This window comes from uncultured Streptococcus sp., assembly GCF_963516575.1.
GTDB lineage: Bacteria > Bacillota > Bacilli > Lactobacillales > Streptococcaceae > Streptococcus.
The window spans coordinates 1-20,588 of the sequence record NZ_CAUQCP010000031.1 but is presented as its reverse complement, the minus strand read 5'-3'; the positions used below and the strand labels follow the sequence as shown (position 1 = coordinate 20,588).

Here is a 20,588-nt window from a genome sequence, read left to right as displayed (position 1 = left end):
ACTTAATCTACCTTTTTACTCATCTATTTAATACAATCTATGCTTTAAAAAGATTTCCTGAGAATCCGTCTGTATTCTTAAGAAGTGCTTTAAAGACTTTTGATTTAAGCTCTACAGTTTTAGCTGTTCCTCCACCTGCTAGGTCAGCCTCAACCGCCTTATCAAATAAGACTTTTAGCTCAGCATAATTAGTAATTTGTTTACCATCAATTTCAATTGCAGTAAATCCTTTGTCAGCTTTTGCTTTCACTTCTTGATAATAAGCTTTTTTCCATTCTTCAAGAGTACTAAATCTGTTATTAGATACTTTCTTGATAATGAAGTCATCACCTAACATCTTATTATTTTCTTTATTAGCTGCATCTTGATACTTACTAGAAGCATATCCAACAAATCCATTCTCATATCCGAAGTAACCCCACATACGGAATGTATTATGTTTAAATGATGCCGCACCAGGAGCACCTTGACTTGTATTACCGCCATAGATACCTGTCATCATATTCATATTGACATAAGCAGAGCTGAAGTCCGTTGGGTTATAAGTACCGTCACCAGGAGCTCCATGTTTCGTCATTAAGTTATTAGTAATTAAATCATCAATTGTATTAATTGCTAATTTTTTCTCATCCTCTGTCAACTCACGAATTTTATCGAACTGATGACCTGAATTTCCACTACGGTATTGTCGATCCATTTTCTTGAACCAACGACTTGTATTTCCTTTTAACTGCGGTAATACAGCATCAGCTTCAAGATGGTCTAACATCATAAGAGCATCATTATAGTTCTTCATGTAGTGATCGATTTGTTCACGAGTTTGTAATTTATCAGGATCTGGATTATACCATTGATCTCCATCATTTTGACGATGATAAGCCATGTTAATCCCTAATGCTCCATATTCACCATTTGATGTGGATTTATCAGGCGTTTGTAACATACCTTGCGCATATGCTTCAAGATCTGTACCTTGACGATGTCTATGACCACCTAAGTATGCCATACGGTCATTTACGTGAGTTGTTTCATGTGTAAATGCTGAAATACCAAAGTCCTCTAACATATTTGTTACCATGAAGAAAACTTGTTCATCTTCATATGGATTTGCATAGACTTTAGCCATCGCTCCCATATTCCAATTAATTTGATGCCATCTGTCTGTTGGGCCAAATAACTCACGAATTGGTGTCGCTACCTTACCATCTGTACCATATCCACGACGGTTAGCATCCTTAATACCCGCATAAGCTTGATTATCCCATACAGGTGTAGGTACCATATTTTGACTCTTAAGCAGTCTATCTCGAACATTCGGAAGTGCAAGACGTGACCAAAAGTCTAAGTATGTTTGTTGAGCTTTAGCTACATAATTAATACGTTCTTTGAACGCTTCACGTTCAGCTTCTGTATTTTTACCATATTTTTCAAATGAACTATAAGCCATAGTATTATAGGTTGAAATCATAAAGATATGTGCTTTCTTCAAGTTCAATAATGGTAAAATCATACGTGCATGCATATTATTATTCAGACCATCAAAGACACGATGACGTTTATTTTTGAAATCTGGATTTGTTGTTTCAGGTTCTACAACATAAACATTTTTCGCTGAGTGAATAAACCAATCATTAAGATCAGTGTCATTTGTGAAGAGACGCATATTATAATCTAAGAAACTACGTAAATCACCTTTACCAGTGTCCCCTGCAATCATTTCACGGTATGCATCTTGAGTTCTATCACCCTTTAAGTTCTTTTCTTGCGAGCCAATTCGAATCAATCTGTCAATAACACTTGGTGTCTTACCATAGAAGTCTGGTTTAAACATCATCATATTCTTAATGTTCAAGTCACCATATTCAATTCCATAATAACGATTGAGGTAAGTAAGTGCCATCATAATTTTAGCTTTATTATCTTCTACTTTCTTAAGAAGTGCTTTGATGGCTGCCTCATCACCATTTAACTGATGATCTTCATTTTCAACAAGAGCTTTTACTAATTTATCAAGATTTCCTTTTACTTCTGAGAAACTTTCTTCTAAATATAATGCTCCAACATTACCTGTTATCGCACGAACTTCAGGAGATTCAAGAGTAATTGTATCTAGTTTTGCTTTAACATCACTTAGTAATTGAGTACGATCTTTAACTACCATATTTGGTGTGTAAACTACATCTCCTAAATCTGTAATACCATATTCTTTTACTTGTTCTACGTTTGATGTAGCCTTAGGTGATACAGATTTTTCTTCTTTCGTACCATCAGCATAATGAATCATAATCTTATCAATATCTGATAAATCAGTTACAAATTGTCCATCTTTCATACCTGTTACAGATAATACTTCAGTCGTTAATAATTTAGATCCTTCAGGAATCTTGTTCCCTTGATTGATAATCCATTCTTTATTGTAGAATGGTTGAAGTTTTTCAATATTACGGTATGCAAGTTCACGTTCTGCATTGTAATCTTGAGTCTCTTTATACGTATCAGCTTTTGGTTTGGCTTGATTCAATTTATCTTCCACAAGTGGAGCAATTTCAAATTTATCGGCTGTGATACCCATTGCCTCGATTTTTTTATTTGCTTCTTCAAGACTAATTTCTTTAATTCTATTAGAGCGTGAGCGTTTATATGAACGACTACCTGTACTAACATCTTTTACTACAAAGTTTCTTTCTAGTACATTGTTTGTATAGTAACCATCTTCAGTATCAATATCTCTAGATCCATAGAATTCTTCACCGTTTTTAACTTTCATCATTGAAACAGTATCTGCAACTCTACCCCATGTCCAGTTTTTACTGATGAAACCACCAACTTCAACAGGGTTCTTAATATCGATAGTACCTTTAGTCACCGCATTACGTACAGAAGCATATTTATCAATACCGTTAGGATCAGAACCGTTATCCGTAACAGCAACAAGTCCACCAGCACGAGCTTTATTAGCAACCATATCAGCATCTACATAAGCTTTCTTAATGTTACCTTTCCAAACTTCACCGGCGATACCAGCCATACCCCAAGGTCTATCACCAACACCAGTAAGTTTCCCAATAAAGGCAACATTTGTCAGTTGTCCACCAATATCTACCTTATTAGTGATACCAGAGATTCCATCTTTACCAAGAATGCTACCAGTAACTTTAACGTTCTCAACAGTAGCATTTTTAACAGATCTAGCAAGGGCAGAAATGTTTTCAATCCAAGGCATATTGATGTTAACGTTAGCTAAATTAATATTTTTAACTGAACCACCTTCGATATTACCGAATAGTTGACGTGCCATGTTGTGGATTGAATACTGTTTACCATCAACACTTGTTAAGTGACCGCTAAATTTACCAGGTACATATTCCTTATTCGGAGTTGGTACGTTAGCTGCATTAAGGTCTGCACCAAGTTTAAAGGTACCACTTGGGTTAGCTTTCATAGCTTTTACAAGGTCGTCAAAGCTATAATATACATCCCCTTCGTGTGCTTTTTGTTTTTCAAAATAATGTACATACTCTTCTCTTAGTGTATCATCAGCTCTACGTTGAACTAAGTCAGGAGCTTTAGCTACCACTTTGTATAATGTTTTCCCATCAACAACAACTTCTTCAACAGAACTTACCGCTAGTCTTGTTGTTTTGTTATCATGAGTTGTCACTCGTAGGTAAAGTGGAGCAACATCTGTCGGCTTTTCAGTTAATAAGCTCTTATCTGTTTCAACACCTGCATCGTCTACACTCATCAAACTTGTTTCTTTAATGTTTTTGATTTCAACTTTTTTAAGGTCTAATTGAATTTGTTTATCTTCTAATTTCTCAGTTTCTTCACCTTCTCCACGATCATAAATCATTGTAGTAGATAGGGTGTAACCTTGATAATATTTTAATTTATCTAAAGTAGCGTTTAATTTATTTTCAGCAACCGTTACTTCTTTGACAACTTTTCCATCTTTATCTTTTAATGCTAATTTGATGGATTTAATTTCTACTCCAGCTGGTTTATTCAATGTATAACTAGCTGTGACACTCTTCTTCAAGACATCTTTTTCAGTATTAGCCCATTGTAAAGTAGGTTTTTCTAACCCTTTTGTACCTTTTTTAATAATTTTATCTTGAGGTTGTTCGATTACTTTTTCAGTAACTGTTGGTGGTTCAGTAGTTTTTTCACCACGAATCGTTTTATACGTCTTAGTAATTTGTTTCTTGCCTTTTTTACCTTGTTGAGCAACTTCTTCTATCCCACGTTTTAAAGTGTCATCTTCTTGCGTTTTTGTTTCAAAAGGAATCTCTACTTCTTCAGTTTCATCTACTGTTCCTTCAACTGGTTTCGTACCTTTTGTAACAATTTTAGAAACAGGTGGTGTTTTCACTTCTGTAGTTGTTGCAAGAACTTCATTATTTTCAGCACTTTTTACAGTTGTTGTCTGTTGAACACCTTTAACACCTTCACGAGTTACAGTATCATCACCTACATATTTGGAAGAATCTAATACTTCTTCTGTATTGAATTCAACTTCACTCTCAGTCGTTTCCTCAGCGATTCTGTATTCTGGTATTGGTTGCACAAGAGCTTTACCTTGCTTTTCGCCTTCTTGTACTTCTTGAACACCTTTTGCTTCATGATATTCAGGAAGCGTTGGTTGTGTTAAAGCTTGATTTTCTTTACCTTCCTCTTGCGTTCCTTTTGCTTCGTAATATTCTTGAAGTTCTAAAGTCGGAGATAGCATTTCATGTTCAGGTTCTTGAGAACCTTTAGTAGAAAGCGTTTCTGTATACTCTGATAATTCTGGTTGAACTAAAGCTTGATTTTCTTTACCAGGCTCTTGAGTGCCCTTAGCTGCTTGGATGCTTGGTTCTACTTCTGGAGCTGGGCTTAATTCTACTGCTTTCTTAGTTCCTACTGCAACAACTTGAGAAACAGGAGTTTGAACCACTTGGTCTTCAACGACTTCTCTAACCTCTTGACCATCAACCATCGATACTTTGGTTACAAGACGACGCTGACCATTTACTCCCGCTGTGACGATACGAGTCTGTCCTTCTGCTAGATTCGCATCTGGGCTTGTGACCGTTTCAAAAGGAATCTCTACTAAATTCTCTTCCTGTCTTGTCTGGGACTTCGCAGAAACTGGTTTTTCTTCAACAGCAGGAGTAACTGGAGTTTGTGCTACAGGAGTTTTGACAACAGGTTGGGGAGTGACAGTAGGTGTTTCTTGAACTACTTCTGTTTTCTCGATTTCATTTGCACTTTGCTTTTCTACTGGCAACTGAGGATTCTCAGCTGAAGCTGGTCTTGAGGGATGGAGTTCTGCTTCCTTGAAGTATCCAATATATTCATAGCCATCAATGTGGATAATCCCTTCAGCCAAACCTTCATGTGTAGAGGCCGAAATAGTTTGGTTATAAGAAAGCAATTCTTTATTTTCAAACGCAAATGCCCCATAAGGTACAAAAGTGCTGGCTCCCAAAGAACCAATCAAGAGAACACCTAGGAGCTCTTTGCGACCTTTTTTGGACACCAAAAAGACTGCTAGTGAAGCTGTTGCCAAACCAAGACCAGCTAAAGCAAGTTCCTTACTTCCTGTATAGGGAAGTTGTTGACTGTTAGTTGCCTTCTTGCGATAAACTACATAGAGAATATCATCATCTTGAAATTCTGTAGGAACTTCATGGTGAATTAGAGCTTTTTCAGACTCGGTCAATTCCTGCTCCGCCAAATAACGGTAATGAACGCTTTGAGCACCACCGACTTCATTGGCATGCACCTTATCTACTGAAAGAGTACTGGCACCAAAAAGGAAGGCCCCGATGGCTACAGGACCTACCCCAACAGTTAGCTTACGAATCGAATATTTGGTAATTTTTTCTAGTTGTTGTTTTGTTTTTTTCATTCTCACGACTTTCTAATAGAATCTTGTGGATAATGCGCACGCGCACCTCCGATTAATTTTGGACGACTAGCCAACGCCGTTACGTGGGCATGGCCAATCTCTCTCAAAAGAGGGCGAATCGGAACCTGAACATGCTTGACATGCATGCCAATTGCAGTGTCTCCGATATCCAATCCAGCATGAGCCTTGATAAATTCAACCTCGACTGGATCTTGCATAAACTTGAAGGCTGCCAACTGACCTGAACCTCCTGCATGAAGAGTAGGAAGGACACTGACGATTTCCAGACCAAATTGCTCTGCCACATGACGTTCAACAACGAGGGCCCGATTGACATGTTCACAACCTTGAACGGCTAGATGAATTCCTTTTTCCTCTAGGATATCTAGGATGGTCTTCACAATGATTTCCCCAACTTCTTGGCTGGATTCCTTGCCAATCTGACCACCTAGCACCTCACTAGAAGAAAGGCCCAAAACAAAGATGGATCCCTGCTTCAAATTGGCCTTTTCTAATACATCTTTTACAATCTGGCTTGTTTCTCTTTGAATGTCTTTTTCCTTCATACTTGATACCTCTTTTGTCATTATCTATCATATCGTTTTTTCTACATTTTAGCAAGATAGACAACCTAGAAAGCTTTCTCAATTACGCATAAAACTCCCAGAATTGACTGGGAGTTAGCTAGTTTCTATTCTATTTATGTATATTTCAACCGTCGTTCCTCTGTCGAGTGTAGAATCAATCTTCATCTGGTAATTGTCTCCAAAATGAAGTTTGAACCGTTGATCAACATTTTGCAGACCAACTCCTCCACGTTTGAGTTGACTTTGACTAGTATCGCCAGCAGCTTGGAAACCAACTCCATCATCCTCAATACGGATGACCATTCCTGAATCCTGTTTCTGAACAGAAACTCTAATATGTCCCTGACCTTCCTTTTCCTTAATGCCATGGTACAGGGCATTCTCTACTAAGGGTTGTAGGATCAGCTTGGGCAAGACTAGCTTATCAAAGGCAGGATTTTCATCAATCTCATATTCCAGCTTATCTCCATAACGTTGTTTCTGGATAAAGAGATACTGGCGGACATGATTGATTTCGTCGGACAAGGAAATCAAGTCCTTGCCCTGATTGAGCGCCAAGCGGAAATAGGTCGCCAAGGACTTGGTCACTTGAACCACTCTCTGACTATCCTGAAATTCAGCCATCCAGATGATGGTATCCAAGGTATTATAGAGGAAATGCGGATTAATCTGGCTTGATAGGGCTTGAAGTTGGTACTGACGGGTCCTTTCTTCCTGCCTGCGAATATCTGCCATCAGCTGATCAATCTGATCCAACATGACATTGAACTGGCGAGTCACCTCTCTCAGTTCATAAGCACCGGCTTCCTTGACACGCAGATTTTGAACACCAGAAGCAATTTCCAGCATGGTTTCTCTCAAATCCTTCAAAGGGGCAATCCAGCGCTTGAGACTGAACCACAGCAAGCAGAGACAGGCAAGAAGAGATGTGATACTAGCCCAAAACAAGGTCCACAAGAGTTGACTCCGAACCTTGTCTAACTTCTCCAACGAAGACACACCTATAACCGTCCAATCTGTTCCTACAATCTTTTCCTGACTGACGTAGGATTTGTGATCTGGAGTATAGCCATGCCCTGTCTCAATATAGGGTTTCATGGCCTCCATTTCGCTAGACGAACTATAAACTGTGTGTTGAGGATGATAAACAAATTCATGCTTTTCATTGATGATAAAGGCAAAGCCCTGCTGCCCCAACTGGAGTTGGTTAAGATCGGCTTCCAGAGTTTCATAAGAAATATCCAAACGAAGCACACCCAGATTGGCTCCCTTTACATCAACAAGTTCTTGAGTGACAGAAATGACCCACTGACTATCTGATTTACGAGCTGGTGTCAAAACTGGCTTAGCCCCCTGATGAATGGCCTTTTGATACCATTCTTCAGCCATCATATCTGAGGAGGTTTTCATTTGCACACTGTCATCTGTAGAAATGACATGACCAGATTTGGTCACCAGTACAACAGTTTTCAAGTCCTGATCTGCCTTTAAAATAGTCAAAAATAGATCTCGAATTCCCTTGACCTTGTCTTGACTTGGATTCTCAGCATAGGCTAGGACATCCGTCTGCTGGGTCAAACTAGTCGAGGTAGTTTCTAATTTTTTGATATAAGACTGGATAAAGTGGCTAGTCTGACTGATAGTCGTTTGGCTATTGCCTTCAATGGTAGCCTCAATGGCTGAAGAACTAGATCGATAGTAGAAAGTCCCAACCACAGCTAGGAGAATGAGAAAGACCAGAAAGATGGAAATAACCATTCTAACTAGAAGAGACGAACGTTTCATCGACCTTCCCCCTTCTTAAACTGACGAGGTGTCACACCTGCAATCTGCTTAAAGCGTTGGGTAAAATAGTTCATATCTTCAAAACCAACTTTCTCTGCGATTTCATAAATTTTCAGATCTGTAGTTAAAAGCAAGAGCTTGGCTTGTTTGACACGTTCTCTCACCAGATAATCCTGAAAAGGCAGACCTAACTCTTTCTTAATCAAAGAACTCAGATAAGTCGGACTAAAGCCCAAGTCACTAGCCAAACTCTTTAAACTAAATTGGCTATCAGCCAGATGGGACTGGATTTTTTGGGCTATGTTTCCTTCAAACTTATCGAACAATAAATCTTGTAATTGCTCTTCCTTTTCTTCCTTATCCAACTTTTGCTTGATTTTCCCCAACATTTCCTCAATATCCTGACGAGAAAAGGGCTTGAGCAGGTAGTCATCCACACCGAGTTTGACAGCAGACAAAGCATAATCAAAATCATCATAGCCTGTTAAAAAGACCAAATGCACCTGAGGATAGGTTTCTCGTATCAGACTGGCCAACTGGATGCCATTCAGCTGAGGCATATTGATATCGGTTAAAATAATATCTGGCACCTGTTTTTGGACCAAGTCCCAAGCCTGTCTTCCATTTTCAGCCTGACCGATGATTTCCATATCGTAGACTGCTACATTGACCAGTTTGGTCAAGCCTTGTCTTACCAGATATTCATCTTCTACGATTAAAATTGTGTAGGTCATGCTCGACTCCTTTGTCACTTACTAGTATCAGTATAGCAAAATTCTCCTCTAACTGCTTAGGAAAGCCCTCTTAATCGACATAATCTAGTAAATAAGCATAGCCTTTTTCTTCCATTTGGTCTTTAGGAATAAAGCGGATAGAGAGACTATTAATACAGTAGCGCAAGCCACCCTTGTCCTGTGGGCCGTCCGTAAAGACATGACCAAGGTGAGAATCTCCAACTCGGCTCCGCACTTCCATGCGTGTCATATTGTAGGATTTATCTTCCTTGTAGGTGGCAACATCTGGACTGATTGGTTGGGTAAAACTAGGCCAGCCACAACCAGACTCAAACTTATCCTTTGATGAAAAGAGAGGTTCGCCAGTTGCTACATCCACATAGATACCAGATTCAAATTTATCCCAGTAGCGGTTTGAGAAAGCCCGTTCTGTTTGATTTTTCTGGGTAACTGCATACTCCTCAGGTGACAGGGTCTTTTTCAATTCTTCATCGCTTGGTTTAGGATATTTGCTGGCATCGATAACGGGGTAGGCAGCCTGATTAACATTGATATGGCAGTAGCCATTTGGATTTTTCTTGAGATAGTCTTGGTGGTAATCCTCTGCCACTACAAAATTCTTCAAAGTCTCCTTTTCAACTGCTAGAGGTTGGTCGTATTTCTTAGCCACCTCATCAAAGACTTGGTTGATCACCTCTAAATCCTTGTCATCTGTGTAATAAACACCAGTACGGTACTGGGTTCCCACATCATTTCCTTGTTTATTTTTGCTGGTTGGATTGATAATGCGGAAGTAATGAAGCAGGATTTCCTTGAGAGAAATTTGCTTGGCATCATAGGTGACATGGACAGTTTCCGCATGACCTGTTTGGTTAATCAATTCGTACTTGGTTGTTTCCCCTCTACCATTTGCATAGCCTGAAACAGCATCTGTCACTCCGGGAACGCGTGAGAAGTATTCCTCCACTCCCCAGAAACATCCTCCAGCTAGATAAATTTCGTGCAAATCTGCGTCTTTGCTAACTTCTGTTTTTTTCACTGTTTTTCCTCCTTGGCTAACTGCCGCTTTCTCAATTTGAGAGCTATCTGTCTGCCCTGCATTTCGCATCAATAGAAAATAGAAACCGCTTATGGCTAGGAAAAAGATTCCTGCCAAGACAAACAATTTTACTTTATCATTCATGATCTTTCTCTACCCCATTTCTTTCAATGTCTTTAAAATCATATCCTTATCCATAAAACCTGGCTGCGTTTTGACCAGTTTTCCTTCCTTGTCTATAAAGGCTTGAGTTGGGTAAGAACGAACACCATAACTTTCCAAGAGTTTGCCTGACGGGTCAATTAAAACTGGGAAATTTTTATAATCTAAACCCTTGTACCAGTTCTTAAAGTCTGCTTCTTCTTGTTCACCCTTGTGTCCAGGAGAGACCACTGTCAAGACCACATAATCATCACCAGCATCCTTAGCAATTTCATCCGTATCTGGAAGACTGGCTAGACAGATGGAACACCAAGACGCCCAGAATTTAAGATAGACTTTCTTGCCCTTATAATCAGACAAGCGGTAGGTCTTGCCATCTACTCCTGTCAGTTCGAAATCAGCAACTGCTTGACCTTTAGTCGCAGTTTGCGTACTGACTTGTTCTGTTTTGGTTTGCTCCTTCATAGTAGACTCGTCTGACATGTTTTTAGCCGAACAGGCTGCCAAGCAACAGATGGAACCTAGTCCAAGGAGACATGTTTGCCATTTTTTCATTCTTTTTCCTCTCTATTCAAATAATGTAGTCAAAATGGAAGCATTTCCCAAAAGCACCAAGATTCCCATCACGATAATGAGAAAACCACCCACTTTTTTGAGGGTCCCGAGGTAGGGATGGAGTTTTCGGAAATGTTTCAAAACAGAGCTGGAGACAAGAGCTAGAAGCAAAAATGGTAGCGCTAGACCCAGCGTATAGATTAACATGAGACCAGCTCCCTGCCAAGCACCTGAACCACCTGAAGCCGCCAAGGCCAAAACAGAGCCAAGAACCGGTCCCACACAAGGCGTCCAAGCAAAACTAAAGGTCAACCCCAGTAAAAATGCCTGACTATAGCCCTTACCCTTTTGCCCCTGTCTCTTTAATTGTAGCCTTCTTTCCTTGTAGAGTCCCTGAAAATGTAAGACTTCCATCTGGTGTAAGCCCAAGAGAATGATAACCGCACCCGTCACATACTGAAACCAAGAAGCATACAGCAAATTGCCTAAAAAACCAGCTCCATAACCCAGTAAGATAAAAACAAAGGAAATCCCCGCTATAAAGGCCAGAGTTCGCAATAAACTGACAACTGAGATTGAAAATTTGCCGCTAGAAGCCTGAGCACCATCTTTATCATCCAACAAGATCCCTCCATAGACCGGTAACAAGGGTAAGATACAAGGAGAAAAGAAGGAAAGAATTCCAGCAAGAAAAACACTGATAAAAAAGATAATCGTATCCATTGCCTTCCTCCATTCTTTGATTTTATAGGACTATTATAGTCCTAAAACTCCAGAAAAAACAGGGACAATGATAGGGAAAAATAGGAATTTAATCAGGTTATGTAAAAAATGTTGCAAAAAAAGCCAGACACAGTCTGACTTTGATGGAAACAGAAAAGAAAATTCACTAGTCTTCCATACTTATCTGATAATAAATAAGGTCCGCAAGATAGCCTTTTCTCTCTACACCATTGCTAATAGTCTTGAGATAGGACATTCCAGCCTTCTCCATGACACGACCTGAAGCTGGATTGAGACTGGCATAACGTGCCTTAACTTCTTGAAAGCCTGCTTGAGTAAAACAAAAGTCCAAGACAGTTTTCAAGGCCTCTGTCATCATACCATGACCCCAGTATTTCTTGCCTAGCACATAGCCAATTTCACAAGAAGAATCGTTCTCATCTATTGCAACGATGCTGATATCTCCTATCACCTGCTCTGGCTTTTCTTTGAGACAAATGGCCCATTTGTAATAGTTGGGATTAGCATAGGAAGCAACCCAATTACGAATCGAATTTCGAGTCACCTCGACATCAGGATGAGGAGCCCAAGTGACATAGGTCAGATTCTCAGCGGATGAAGCCCAATTCTGAAACATGGCTTCTGCATCACTTTCCACAAATCTCCGCAAAATTAAATGATCTGTCTGTAATATTTGCGTACCGATTGCTTTCATGACGCTACCTCGCTTTCTGATAGATGATTCTCTGCCCAACCTCAATTTAAATTTACTTTGCTTTTTAATTTCAAGGTAATAAGCTAAAAAGGTCCCTCGAACCTTCTCTCACTTTCTTATTTCTAGGCTCAGGGTAAAAAGACTAAACTCAGTAACAACTAAAAAACAAGTTTTTCATCTAGTTCCTTGACGCAGTCGCTGTCTGGTTTGAAATGCGCTTTACCAAGCTTTTTCAAACCTAGTCATCGTTGCGGGGGTGAGACGACGAAATCGAACTCTTCGAGTTACCTTACCTTCTCTCACTTTCTTATTTCAAGGTGAGAGGCTGAAAACCTCCACTGGAGGTTTTTCTTGCTTTTTAATTTCAGGGCAAGAAGCTAAAAAGGTCCCCCGGACCTTTTTACTCCCAAAAGTCATCGAATACGGTGATGGGTAGGTGGCGTTTATGTTGACCTTTGTGCCACCAGTTTTCGATAGTCGTTTGGGCTTCTGGGCTGATTGTTTTGCCTTCTAGGTAGTCGTCAATCTCTTCATAAGTGACTCCTAGGACCACTTCGTCAGCTAGGCCTGGTTTATCTTCTTCGAGGTCTGCTGTTGGGATTTTTTCATAAAGGGCTGGGTCTGCACCAAGTTCCTGTAAGAGTTGTTTTCCCTGACGTTTATTGAGGCGGAACAGGGGTAAAATATCCGCACCACCGTCACCAAACTTGGTAAAGAAACCTGTAATATTTTCCGCAGCGTGGTCTGTTCCAATGACCGCTCCGCTATGGGAACCCGCAAGGGCATATTGGGCAATCATACGGCAACGCGCCTTGATATTGCCCTTGTTGAAGTCTGAGACAGGACTACCTGTCGTTTCAACTGCAGCTGTCATGGCATCAGCTGATTCCTTGATATTCACAACCAAGCTGACATCTGGCTGGATAAATGCTAGGGCTTTTTGAGCATCTGCTTCATCAGCTTGCACTCCATAAGGCAGACGGACAGCGATAAATTTGTAGCTGTCATCTCCTGTCTCTGCTCGCAGTTCTTCCATAGCTAATTGGGCCAATCGACCTGCTAAGGTTGAGTCTTGTCCTCCAGAAATCCCTAGTACAAAGGTCTTTAGGAAGGAATGCTTTTTCAAGTATCTTTTTAAGAAATCAATAGAACGACGGATTTCTTCCTGGGCATCAATCACTGGTTTCACGCCCAGTTCTTGGATAATCGTTTCTTGCAAACTCATTCTTCTTCTCCTTCACCAAGGGCTTCCTTGCGCATCTTATCAATCAAGTCCATCTTATCTTGCCATACATCACGCGCCAAATCCACTGGATAATGCTGCGGATTGAGCACACGCTTGTACTCATCCCAAAGCTTGTCAAATTCCTTACGAGCATAGTCCTGAATCTCAGTCAAGCTAGGCAGCTTGTAGATCAACTTCCCGTCTTTGAAAATATCCACCAAGAGAGGAACGGCATCAAAATTACGAACCGTCTTCTTGATGTAGGTATAGGTCGGATGAAACATCTTGATTTCAGTCATGTCACTCACATCCACACCATCATAAGTAATGTAGTCGCCTTCTGACTTGCCTTTTTCACGACTGGTAATGCGCCACACCTGCTTCTTACCTGGCGTAGACACTTTTTCAGCATTATTTGACAGCTTGATGGTATTGCGCATGTTGCCATTTTCATCTTCGATGGCAACAATCTTGTAAACTGCCCCAAGAGCTGGCTGGTCATAGGCTGTAATCAGCTTGGTACCCACACCCCAGACATCAATCTTGGCCTTTTGCATCTTAAGGTTGAGGATAGTATTTTCATCTAGGTCATTTGAAGCATAAATCTTAGCCTCTGTAAATCCAGCCTCGTCCAGCTGCTGACGGACTTTCTTGGAGATGTAGGCAATATCCCCAGAGTCAATCCGCACACCCATAAAGTTAATCTGATCACCCAGCTCACGCGCCACCTGAATGGCAGCTGGTACCCCAATGCGAAGGGTGTCATAGGTATCTACAAGAAAGACACAGTTTTTGTGGGTCGCAGCGTAAGCCTTGAAGGCCTCATAGTCGTTACCATAAACCTGCACCAAGGCATGGGCATGGGTTCCCAAAACAGGAATGTCAAAGAGTTTACCCGCACGCACGTTACTGGTTCCATTGGCACCACCAATCACCGCTGCGCGTGTTCCCCAGATGGCCGCATCCATCTCTTGCGCCCGACGTGTCCCAAACTCCATCAAAGGCTCATCTTCAATGACTGAACGAATACGAGCTGCCTTAGTAGCCACCAAGGTCTGGTAGTTGACGATGTTCAAAAGGGCCGTTTCAACCAACTGACATTGAGCTAGAGGGCCTTCCACCTGCACAATCGGTTCACTAGCAAAAACCAAGTCCCCTTCTTGGGCAGAACGAACGGTCAACTCCAACTTGAAATTGCGGAGATAGTCCAAAAATGCCCCATGATAGCCTAGCGACTCCAAATAGGCAATATCACTATCTGAAAAACGCAAGTCTTCAAGATAGCTTACAATTCTTTCCAAACCAGCAAAAACTGCATAGCCATTCTGAAAAGGTTGTTGGCGGAAATACACCTCAAAGACTGCCTTTTTATTGTGAATCCCTTGGTCAAAGTAAACCTGCATCATGTTAATCTGGTACAAGTCCGTGTGCAATGTCAAACTATCATCTGGATACATACTTTTCTTACTTCCTTAACTAGAAATACATGAAAATTTTCAAGAACTTTCATGTATTCCAATAAATTAGTACTATTATATCACATTTTAGTTGGATTGAGAAAAGAGTAACAAGCTATTCACCACTCTCCAGTTCATCCATATCTTGTTCAAACTTTTTCTGAGCCCATTCGCCATAGCTCTTAAGACCAAGATTGCCAATAAAGACCCAGGGAAGGTAAATGACATAAGTAATTGCCCAAGCAGATAGGTATTTAAGGTTCAAAGGATTGTGCTGATAAATTTCTATGTTGAATTGATAATTCTGCAACATCAAAAGAGTCGTAATAGCGAGAGTTACCAGCAAACACCCTAAAATTGTAAAATGAAAACGACTATAGTAGTTCACACCCAAATCTCGAGCACGGCCGAAAAAGTAAGAAGTTCCAATAATGATGATGATGAGAATCATTCTCGGATTAAAAAGACTTGGTGCAAATACTGCAATCATATAAGATAAAAGCAAGAAAGCTATAGAGATATAGAAACTTTCAGCCCCCGCTTTATTGATCAGTTGTTCTTCTCTTTCGTCTAGTAATTGATAATAAAAAAATCTATTTTTCATCTTCTTCCTCCCAAAATAATTGATCCAAAGTTTTGCCTAAGCATCTGCAAATAGACTGGCAGAGTGAGAGACTGGGATTGTATTTCCCCGCCTCTATCAAACCAATAGTCTGGCGCGTCACCCCAACAGCATCTGCCAGTTGACCTTGTGTTAAATCAAGCTCTACACGAGCTAATTTTAATTTTAAATTTTTAGCCACCTACGTCCTCCTTATAATTTTAATACTCATCTACTCTTAAAAAATCCAAAACCAACACAAGCTGTCAGCTATTTATTATAACCTCATTAATTAGCACTCCAATATTATCTTCTGCCTAAAATCAGTATGTTGGATTGTTTGAAATAAACTTCCTAGTTTGCTATTTGATTTTTTGTTTAGTATTAGCTTTAGTAGGGTCTTTTAAACGAGTTTTGATTACTTGTATTTCTTGTTTAGTTGATTTCATATCACTATTATATAATGCTTTTGGAAATGAGTCTAGCATAAGACAAAAACGTGTACACAACAAGAGCAGGAGCATAGCAAGATGACTGATTTTTTTGCTGGATTTTAAGTCTGCAAAATAATACTAAATAAAACTAAAATGAATACTCCTTGCTTTTCTTGAGAGTGAAAAAGTACAATAAAATGATTGTAGTGATTACCACAAGATACTGACTAATAGACATCGTATTTGAAGCAACAAGTACAGGTAAAGAATAAAAAGGAAGAAGTTCAACTGCTTTGATAAACAAATCATTACTAGTATTCGTCATAATCGTATTTAATATATTAGGGATAAAGAGTAGTAAAGCTACTAAAATACCAAATACTAAGCCACTTTTCAATTTGTATAAATAGAAAATGTAAGATAATAGAAAATAAAATAGGACTAACAAAATTGTATTGACTACAATGGCTACTATAAAATCTAATCCTAAATCACCTGGAACACCCAATTTACTTACGATGACTAGTAACACAATACCATTCAAAGCATAGATAATGGAAACTGAGATGGCATATAGAAAATTGGACAAGAGGTAAATCATCCGATTTTTCTGTTGATTATAAAACAAACTGATCGTATTGTGGGAAAAATCCCTACTAATAATTCGGTTAGCATGTATAACAGCCATTAACATACCGAGCATAGCATAAAAGTTTGAAATATGCTTAATACCAAGTGATGTCCCTTGAGTCTTTAGAATAAAGAATGTAACCAGTATCGGCGGTATAAACGAGATAATCAAACCGAGATATATTACGCCTGATGAATATAAATCCCTTATATTTTCCTTAAGAAAATTCAATTTATTTAATTTCATGATTGTAACCTTCCTTTATTTTGAACGATTTAGATAAATATCTTTAAGCGTCTCTTTTTTAGTTTCAAAATCAACTACTTTAATAGAGTTTTCGTTAAAAAATTTAAAAAGCTCACTACTTTGAATATTCCCAGACATAGTAATTCTCAGTCCCTCTTCCTGAACAATATCCCCAAATTCTTGTTTGGTAATGAAAATGTCTCTATCTGTAGCTGATGAAAAAGCTATCTCAAACAAGCAATTATGACTATCTTTTCCTACTTTTTGGAATGTCAAAAACCCGTTCTCCAAGAAAAGGACTCTCTCACAAATTTCTTCAATATCTTCTAATTTATGACTCGATATTAAAATTCCCACATTTTCATGTAAAGCTAAATTTTTTAGAACCGCTAAAACTATTTGTGACGATTCAATATCTAAACCATTAGTCGGTTCATCTAAAATCAATATATCAGGTTCCGTAACGAGAGTTAGAAGCAAGGCTAATTTTTGTTTTGTACCCAAAGAATAGGTCTTTACTTTTTTATTAATAGACTGAGTCAAATCTAACTCTTGGATCAAACTTCCAAATCTTTCTTGATTGTAGTCAACACCGTATAAATTTGACAAATATTTTAAATTCTCTAAACCTGTTTTAGATAAAAATAATTTTGGTTCTTCGATTAAATAGCCAACATTATCACTACTTATAATATTCCCTGAAGTCGGCTGATTATTCTGAACAAGAATTTTCATCAATGTACTCTTGCCAACTCCGTTTCTCCCTACTAGACCAACAATTTCACCCTTATTAAGTGCGAAATTTATATCTTTGAGAATGGTTGAATGACCATAATGCTTACTTACATTTATAACTTCCATTTTTTATTCCTCCATTAATATTCTTGGTTTTCTCTTTGATTCTCATTAATTTTAAAAAGTTGCGCCTCTTTTCAACATTATTATATCATATATCTAACTTAATGCAATATATAAATGTCATTTTGTAAAATTTTATTAACAAAAAACTCTCTACCATAAAAAATAGAGAGTGTTAAGTTTAAATATAGGATTTCAAAATATCGATGACATCGTAGGCTTTCACATCTAATGTCTCAGCTGCGATTGGTTTGTCCTCCATATCGTCTAGAAAGACACAATTTGTAGATTATAATTGCTACTTATCGATAGTTACTCATATCCATCAGTCCACCTCCAAACTCATGTGCGAGTCTCTCTTTGTATTATACCTTCATACTCACCTTACAGATTCTTTTGGTAATAAAATCTTTGTCCTGTGTAGGGATAGTCTTGTAAGGTAAAAACTTTCTTGTAGCCATGCCTTTTATAAAAATCTGGAGCTTGAAACTGATAAGTATTGACAAAAGCAAAACGACAGTTTCGATTCTTAGCTTCAGTTTCTGCTTGCTGCAATAGGTTTGAACCGACTCCTTGCCCTCTCAGTTCCTCTTTTACAAATAAATACTCGATTTCTAGCCAATTTCCAAAAGTCTCTGCTATCAAACCTGCCAGGAGATTGCCCTTTTCATCTTCGACATAAAGATTCAGTGGCTCACTTTCAGCTTCTTCTCTTTTTGAACGGTTATAAACACGAATCAGATTCCCAATTTCTTGTGATTTATGGGATTCCTTATTTTCCAATCTAAAGTACATCTAAACCTCCTCGAAAACAACGCATAAATATCGGCTCTATAATATTTGTAGTGGGTAAATCCCCTATGGATATTATGGAGCCTATCTTGTTGTAGAAAAAAAGTCCCATAAGATCTATAATGAAAAGCGACAAAACAACTCATTAGAAAGAATCATATGGAACAATTACATTTTATCACAAAATTACTAGACATTAAAGACCCTAATATCCAAATTATGGATATCATCAATAGGGATACACACAAGGAAATCATCACTAAATTGGATTATAGTGCCCCACCTTGTCCTGATTGCGGAAGCCAAATGAAGAAATATGATTTTCAAAAACCGTCTAAGATTCCTTACCTTGAAACGACTGGAATACCTACTAGAATTCTCCTTAAAAAACGCCGTTTTAAGTGCTATCAGTGCTCAAAAATGGCGGTCGCTGAGACTTCTATCATCAAGAAAAATCACCAAATTCCTCGTATTATCAACCAAAAAATTGCGCAAAAATTGATTGAAAAAACTTCTATGACCGATATTGCCCATCAGCTGGCCATTTCAACTTCAACTGTCATTCGCAAGCTCAATGACTTCCGTTTTAAGCATGATTTTTCTCGTCTGCCTGAGATTATGTATTGGGACGTTGAAACAGTCAGGGGAGTGACTGTTTCAATCGGGAGATGAAGATGAGCTTTGTTGCACAAGATTTTGATAAACTCAATATCATCACTGTTCTCGAGGGAAGAACAAAAGCTATCATTCGAAATCACTTTCTGCGCTACGATAGAGCCGTTCGTTGTCAGGTAAAATCATTACTATGGATATGTTTAGTCCTTATTATGACTTAGCTAAACAGCTTCGCTTTCGAATTTCTAGGCTCAGGCTGAAACAGTCTCCCAGACTGTTTCACTCCCGAATACTAAAATCGTTCTGGATCGCTTTCACCCTTCGTTATTATATTTCTAAACTCAGGCTAAAACAGTTCACTGGACTGTTTTACTCCAACACTTAAGCCGTGCTATGAGTCGTGTGCGTGTCCAAATTATGAATCAATTTCATAGAAAATCTCATGAATACAAGGCTATCAAGCGCTACTGGAAGCTCATCCAGCAAGATAGTCGTAAACTGAGTGATAAGCGACTTTATCGCCCTACTTTTCGCATGCACTTAACCAATAAAGAGATTCTTGATAAACTATTAAGCTATTCAGAAGACTTGAAAGACCACTATGATCTCTATCAGCTCTTGCTGTTTCACTTTCAGAATAAGGAGCCGAAGAAATTCTTTGGACTCATTGAGGACAATCTAAAGAAGGTTCATCCTCTTTTTCAGACTGTCTTTAAAACCTTTCTAAAGAACAAAGAGAAAATCGTCAACGCTCTTCAGTTACCCTATTCAAACGCAAAATTAGAAGCAACCAATAATCTCATCAAACTTATCAAGCGCAATGCCTTTGGTTTTCGGAACTTTGAAAACTTCAAAAAACGGATTTTTATCGCTCTGAACATCAAAAAAGAAAGGACGAAATTTGTCCTTTCTCGAGCTTAGCTTTTCTTCAACCCACTACAGTTGACAAAGAGCCAAAATTAAAAAGCTAGAGTTTCGCTATTGGAAATCTCTAGCTTTTTTGTAGTTGAGAACTATTTTGTCCCAGACTCTTGACGAATGGACTTCCTGCATAACATCTCTTGCTAGAACATTCGTTACGCAGGAAATCTATCTTTTAAAGACGCCTTATCTTAAAGCTTTAAAACACTTGTTACTCAACTTATGATATTTCCAATATTTCAACCAAAACTTTTTTAATCCATTTTCCAACTAAGATTCTTCTTCTTTTCTTTTGCCAACATATAGGCTTAGTAGAATACCGCTTCCTAGAAGAATTGATAGATGGTCTGTTGCTGTACCTGTTTTAGGTAGTTCTCCATTTAGATGCTCATTAACTGCAATAGAGATTTCTGAAGGATTTACTGGTTGTGTTGTATTTACTAGTATTGGTGCGCCGGGGATTGTGCCCGATTCGCCTCCTGGGTTTAGTACTACTGGATTTCTGTCCGGTGTACCTTCTGGTGTTGGTACTCCTGGGTTTGGTGTCGCTGAACCTCCTGGCGTTGGTGCGCCTGGGTTTGGTGTCGTTGAACCTCCTGGCGTTGGTGCGACTGG

The 20,588-nt window shown here is 38.9% G+C and carries 16 protein-coding genes and 1 pseudogene; 1 reads left to right on the top strand and 16 read right to left on the bottom strand.

The annotated features are described in order from the left end of the window. Positions 1-37: 37 nt before the first annotated feature. From RWM06_RS06555 to RWM06_RS06485, 15 genes are all read right to left on the bottom strand, one after another. Positions 38-5,893, bottom strand: coding sequence for a ZmpA/ZmpB/ZmpC family metallo-endopeptidase (locus RWM06_RS06555; protein WP_313970545.1), 5,856 nt, complete (start codon positions 5,891-5,893; stop codon positions 38-40). 2 nt (positions 5,894-5,895) lie between these two features. Continuing rightward, positions 5,896-6,459: a TIGR01440 family protein gene (locus RWM06_RS06550; RefSeq protein ID WP_313970544.1), complete on the bottom strand. Its 564-nt coding sequence runs from the start codon at positions 6,457-6,459 to the stop codon at positions 5,896-5,898. Between the two features lie 114 nt (positions 6,460-6,573). Beyond that, positions 6,574-8,265 (bottom strand): sensor histidine kinase, encoded by a 1,692-nt coding sequence (locus RWM06_RS06545; protein WP_313970543.1) that lies wholly within the window; start codon positions 8,263-8,265, stop codon positions 6,574-6,576. Beyond that, positions 8,262-8,999, bottom strand: coding sequence for a response regulator transcription factor (locus tag RWM06_RS06540; protein ID WP_313970542.1), 738 nt, complete (start codon positions 8,997-8,999; stop codon positions 8,262-8,264). Before RWM06_RS06540 ends, RWM06_RS06545 begins: the two co-directional genes overlap by 4 nt. 70 nt (positions 9,000-9,069) lie before the next feature. Continuing rightward, positions 9,070-10,182, bottom strand: coding sequence for a peptide-methionine (R)-S-oxide reductase MsrB (gene msrB, locus RWM06_RS06535; RefSeq protein ID WP_060627836.1), 1,113 nt, complete (start codon positions 10,180-10,182; stop codon positions 9,070-9,072). A gap of 9 nt (positions 10,183-10,191) precedes the next feature. Then, complete coding sequence (locus tag RWM06_RS06530; protein WP_313970541.1) at positions 10,192-10,755, bottom strand: redoxin family protein; 564 nt, start codon at positions 10,753-10,755, stop codon at positions 10,192-10,194. A 12-nt stretch (positions 10,756-10,767) separates the two neighbouring features. Next, positions 10,768-11,478 carry a thiol-disulfide oxidoreductase-associated membrane protein CcdA2 gene (gene ccdA2 / locus RWM06_RS06525; RefSeq protein WP_313970540.1) on the bottom strand — a complete coding sequence of 237 codons (711 nt, stop codon included), beginning with the start codon at positions 11,476-11,478 and terminating at the stop codon, positions 10,768-10,770. Positions 11,479-11,644: 166 nt separating this feature from the next. Next, positions 11,645-12,193: a GNAT family N-acetyltransferase gene (locus tag RWM06_RS06520; protein ID WP_313970539.1), complete on the bottom strand. Its 549-nt coding sequence runs from the start codon at positions 12,191-12,193 to the stop codon at positions 11,645-11,647. A 400-nt stretch (positions 12,194-12,593) separates the two neighbouring features. Continuing rightward, entirely contained in the window at positions 12,594-13,418 is an 825-nt protein-coding gene (gene nadE, locus RWM06_RS06515; RefSeq protein WP_313970538.1) for an ammonia-dependent NAD(+) synthetase, read from the bottom strand. Then, entirely contained in the window at positions 13,415-14,875 is a 1,461-nt protein-coding gene (locus RWM06_RS06510) for a nicotinate phosphoribosyltransferase (protein ID WP_313970537.1), read from the bottom strand. The genes nadE and RWM06_RS06510 overlap by 4 nt, the downstream gene beginning before the upstream one ends. A 115-nt stretch (positions 14,876-14,990) precedes the next feature. Then, positions 14,991-15,479, bottom strand: a complete 489-nt coding sequence (locus RWM06_RS06505) for a DUF6773 family protein (RefSeq protein WP_313970536.1) — start codon at positions 15,477-15,479, stop codon at positions 14,991-14,993. Continuing rightward, positions 15,469-15,678, bottom strand: coding sequence for a helix-turn-helix transcriptional regulator (locus tag RWM06_RS06500; protein ID WP_001107497.1), 210 nt, complete (start codon positions 15,676-15,678; stop codon positions 15,469-15,471). The genes RWM06_RS06505 and RWM06_RS06500 overlap by 11 nt, the downstream gene beginning before the upstream one ends. A 380-nt stretch (positions 15,679-16,058) precedes the next feature. Further along, positions 16,059-16,787, bottom strand: a complete 729-nt coding sequence (locus RWM06_RS06495; RefSeq protein WP_313970535.1) for a hypothetical protein — start codon at positions 16,785-16,787, stop codon at positions 16,059-16,061. Between the two features lie 15 nt (positions 16,788-16,802). Continuing rightward, on the bottom strand, positions 16,803-17,648 hold the full coding sequence (locus tag RWM06_RS06490; RefSeq protein ID WP_399553532.1) for an ABC transporter ATP-binding protein: 846 nt from the start codon (positions 17,646-17,648) through the stop codon (positions 16,803-16,805). Between the two features lie 381 nt (positions 17,649-18,029). Next, positions 18,030-18,440: a GNAT family N-acetyltransferase gene (locus RWM06_RS06485; protein ID WP_313970534.1), complete on the bottom strand. Its 411-nt coding sequence runs from the start codon at positions 18,438-18,440 to the stop codon at positions 18,030-18,032. Positions 18,441-18,596: 156 nt separating this feature from the next. Between RWM06_RS06485 and RWM06_RS06480 the strand changes: the two are divergent. Beyond that, positions 18,597-19,973: pseudogene (locus RWM06_RS06480) on the top strand (ISL3 family transposase). A 270-nt stretch (positions 19,974-20,243) separates the two neighbouring features. On the opposite strand, the gene RWM06_RS06475 reads toward RWM06_RS06480, so the two are convergent. Beyond that, a partial coding sequence (locus RWM06_RS06475; RefSeq protein WP_313970533.1) for an LPXTG cell wall anchor domain-containing protein occupies positions 20,244-20,588 on the bottom strand: 345 nt, incomplete at its 5' end.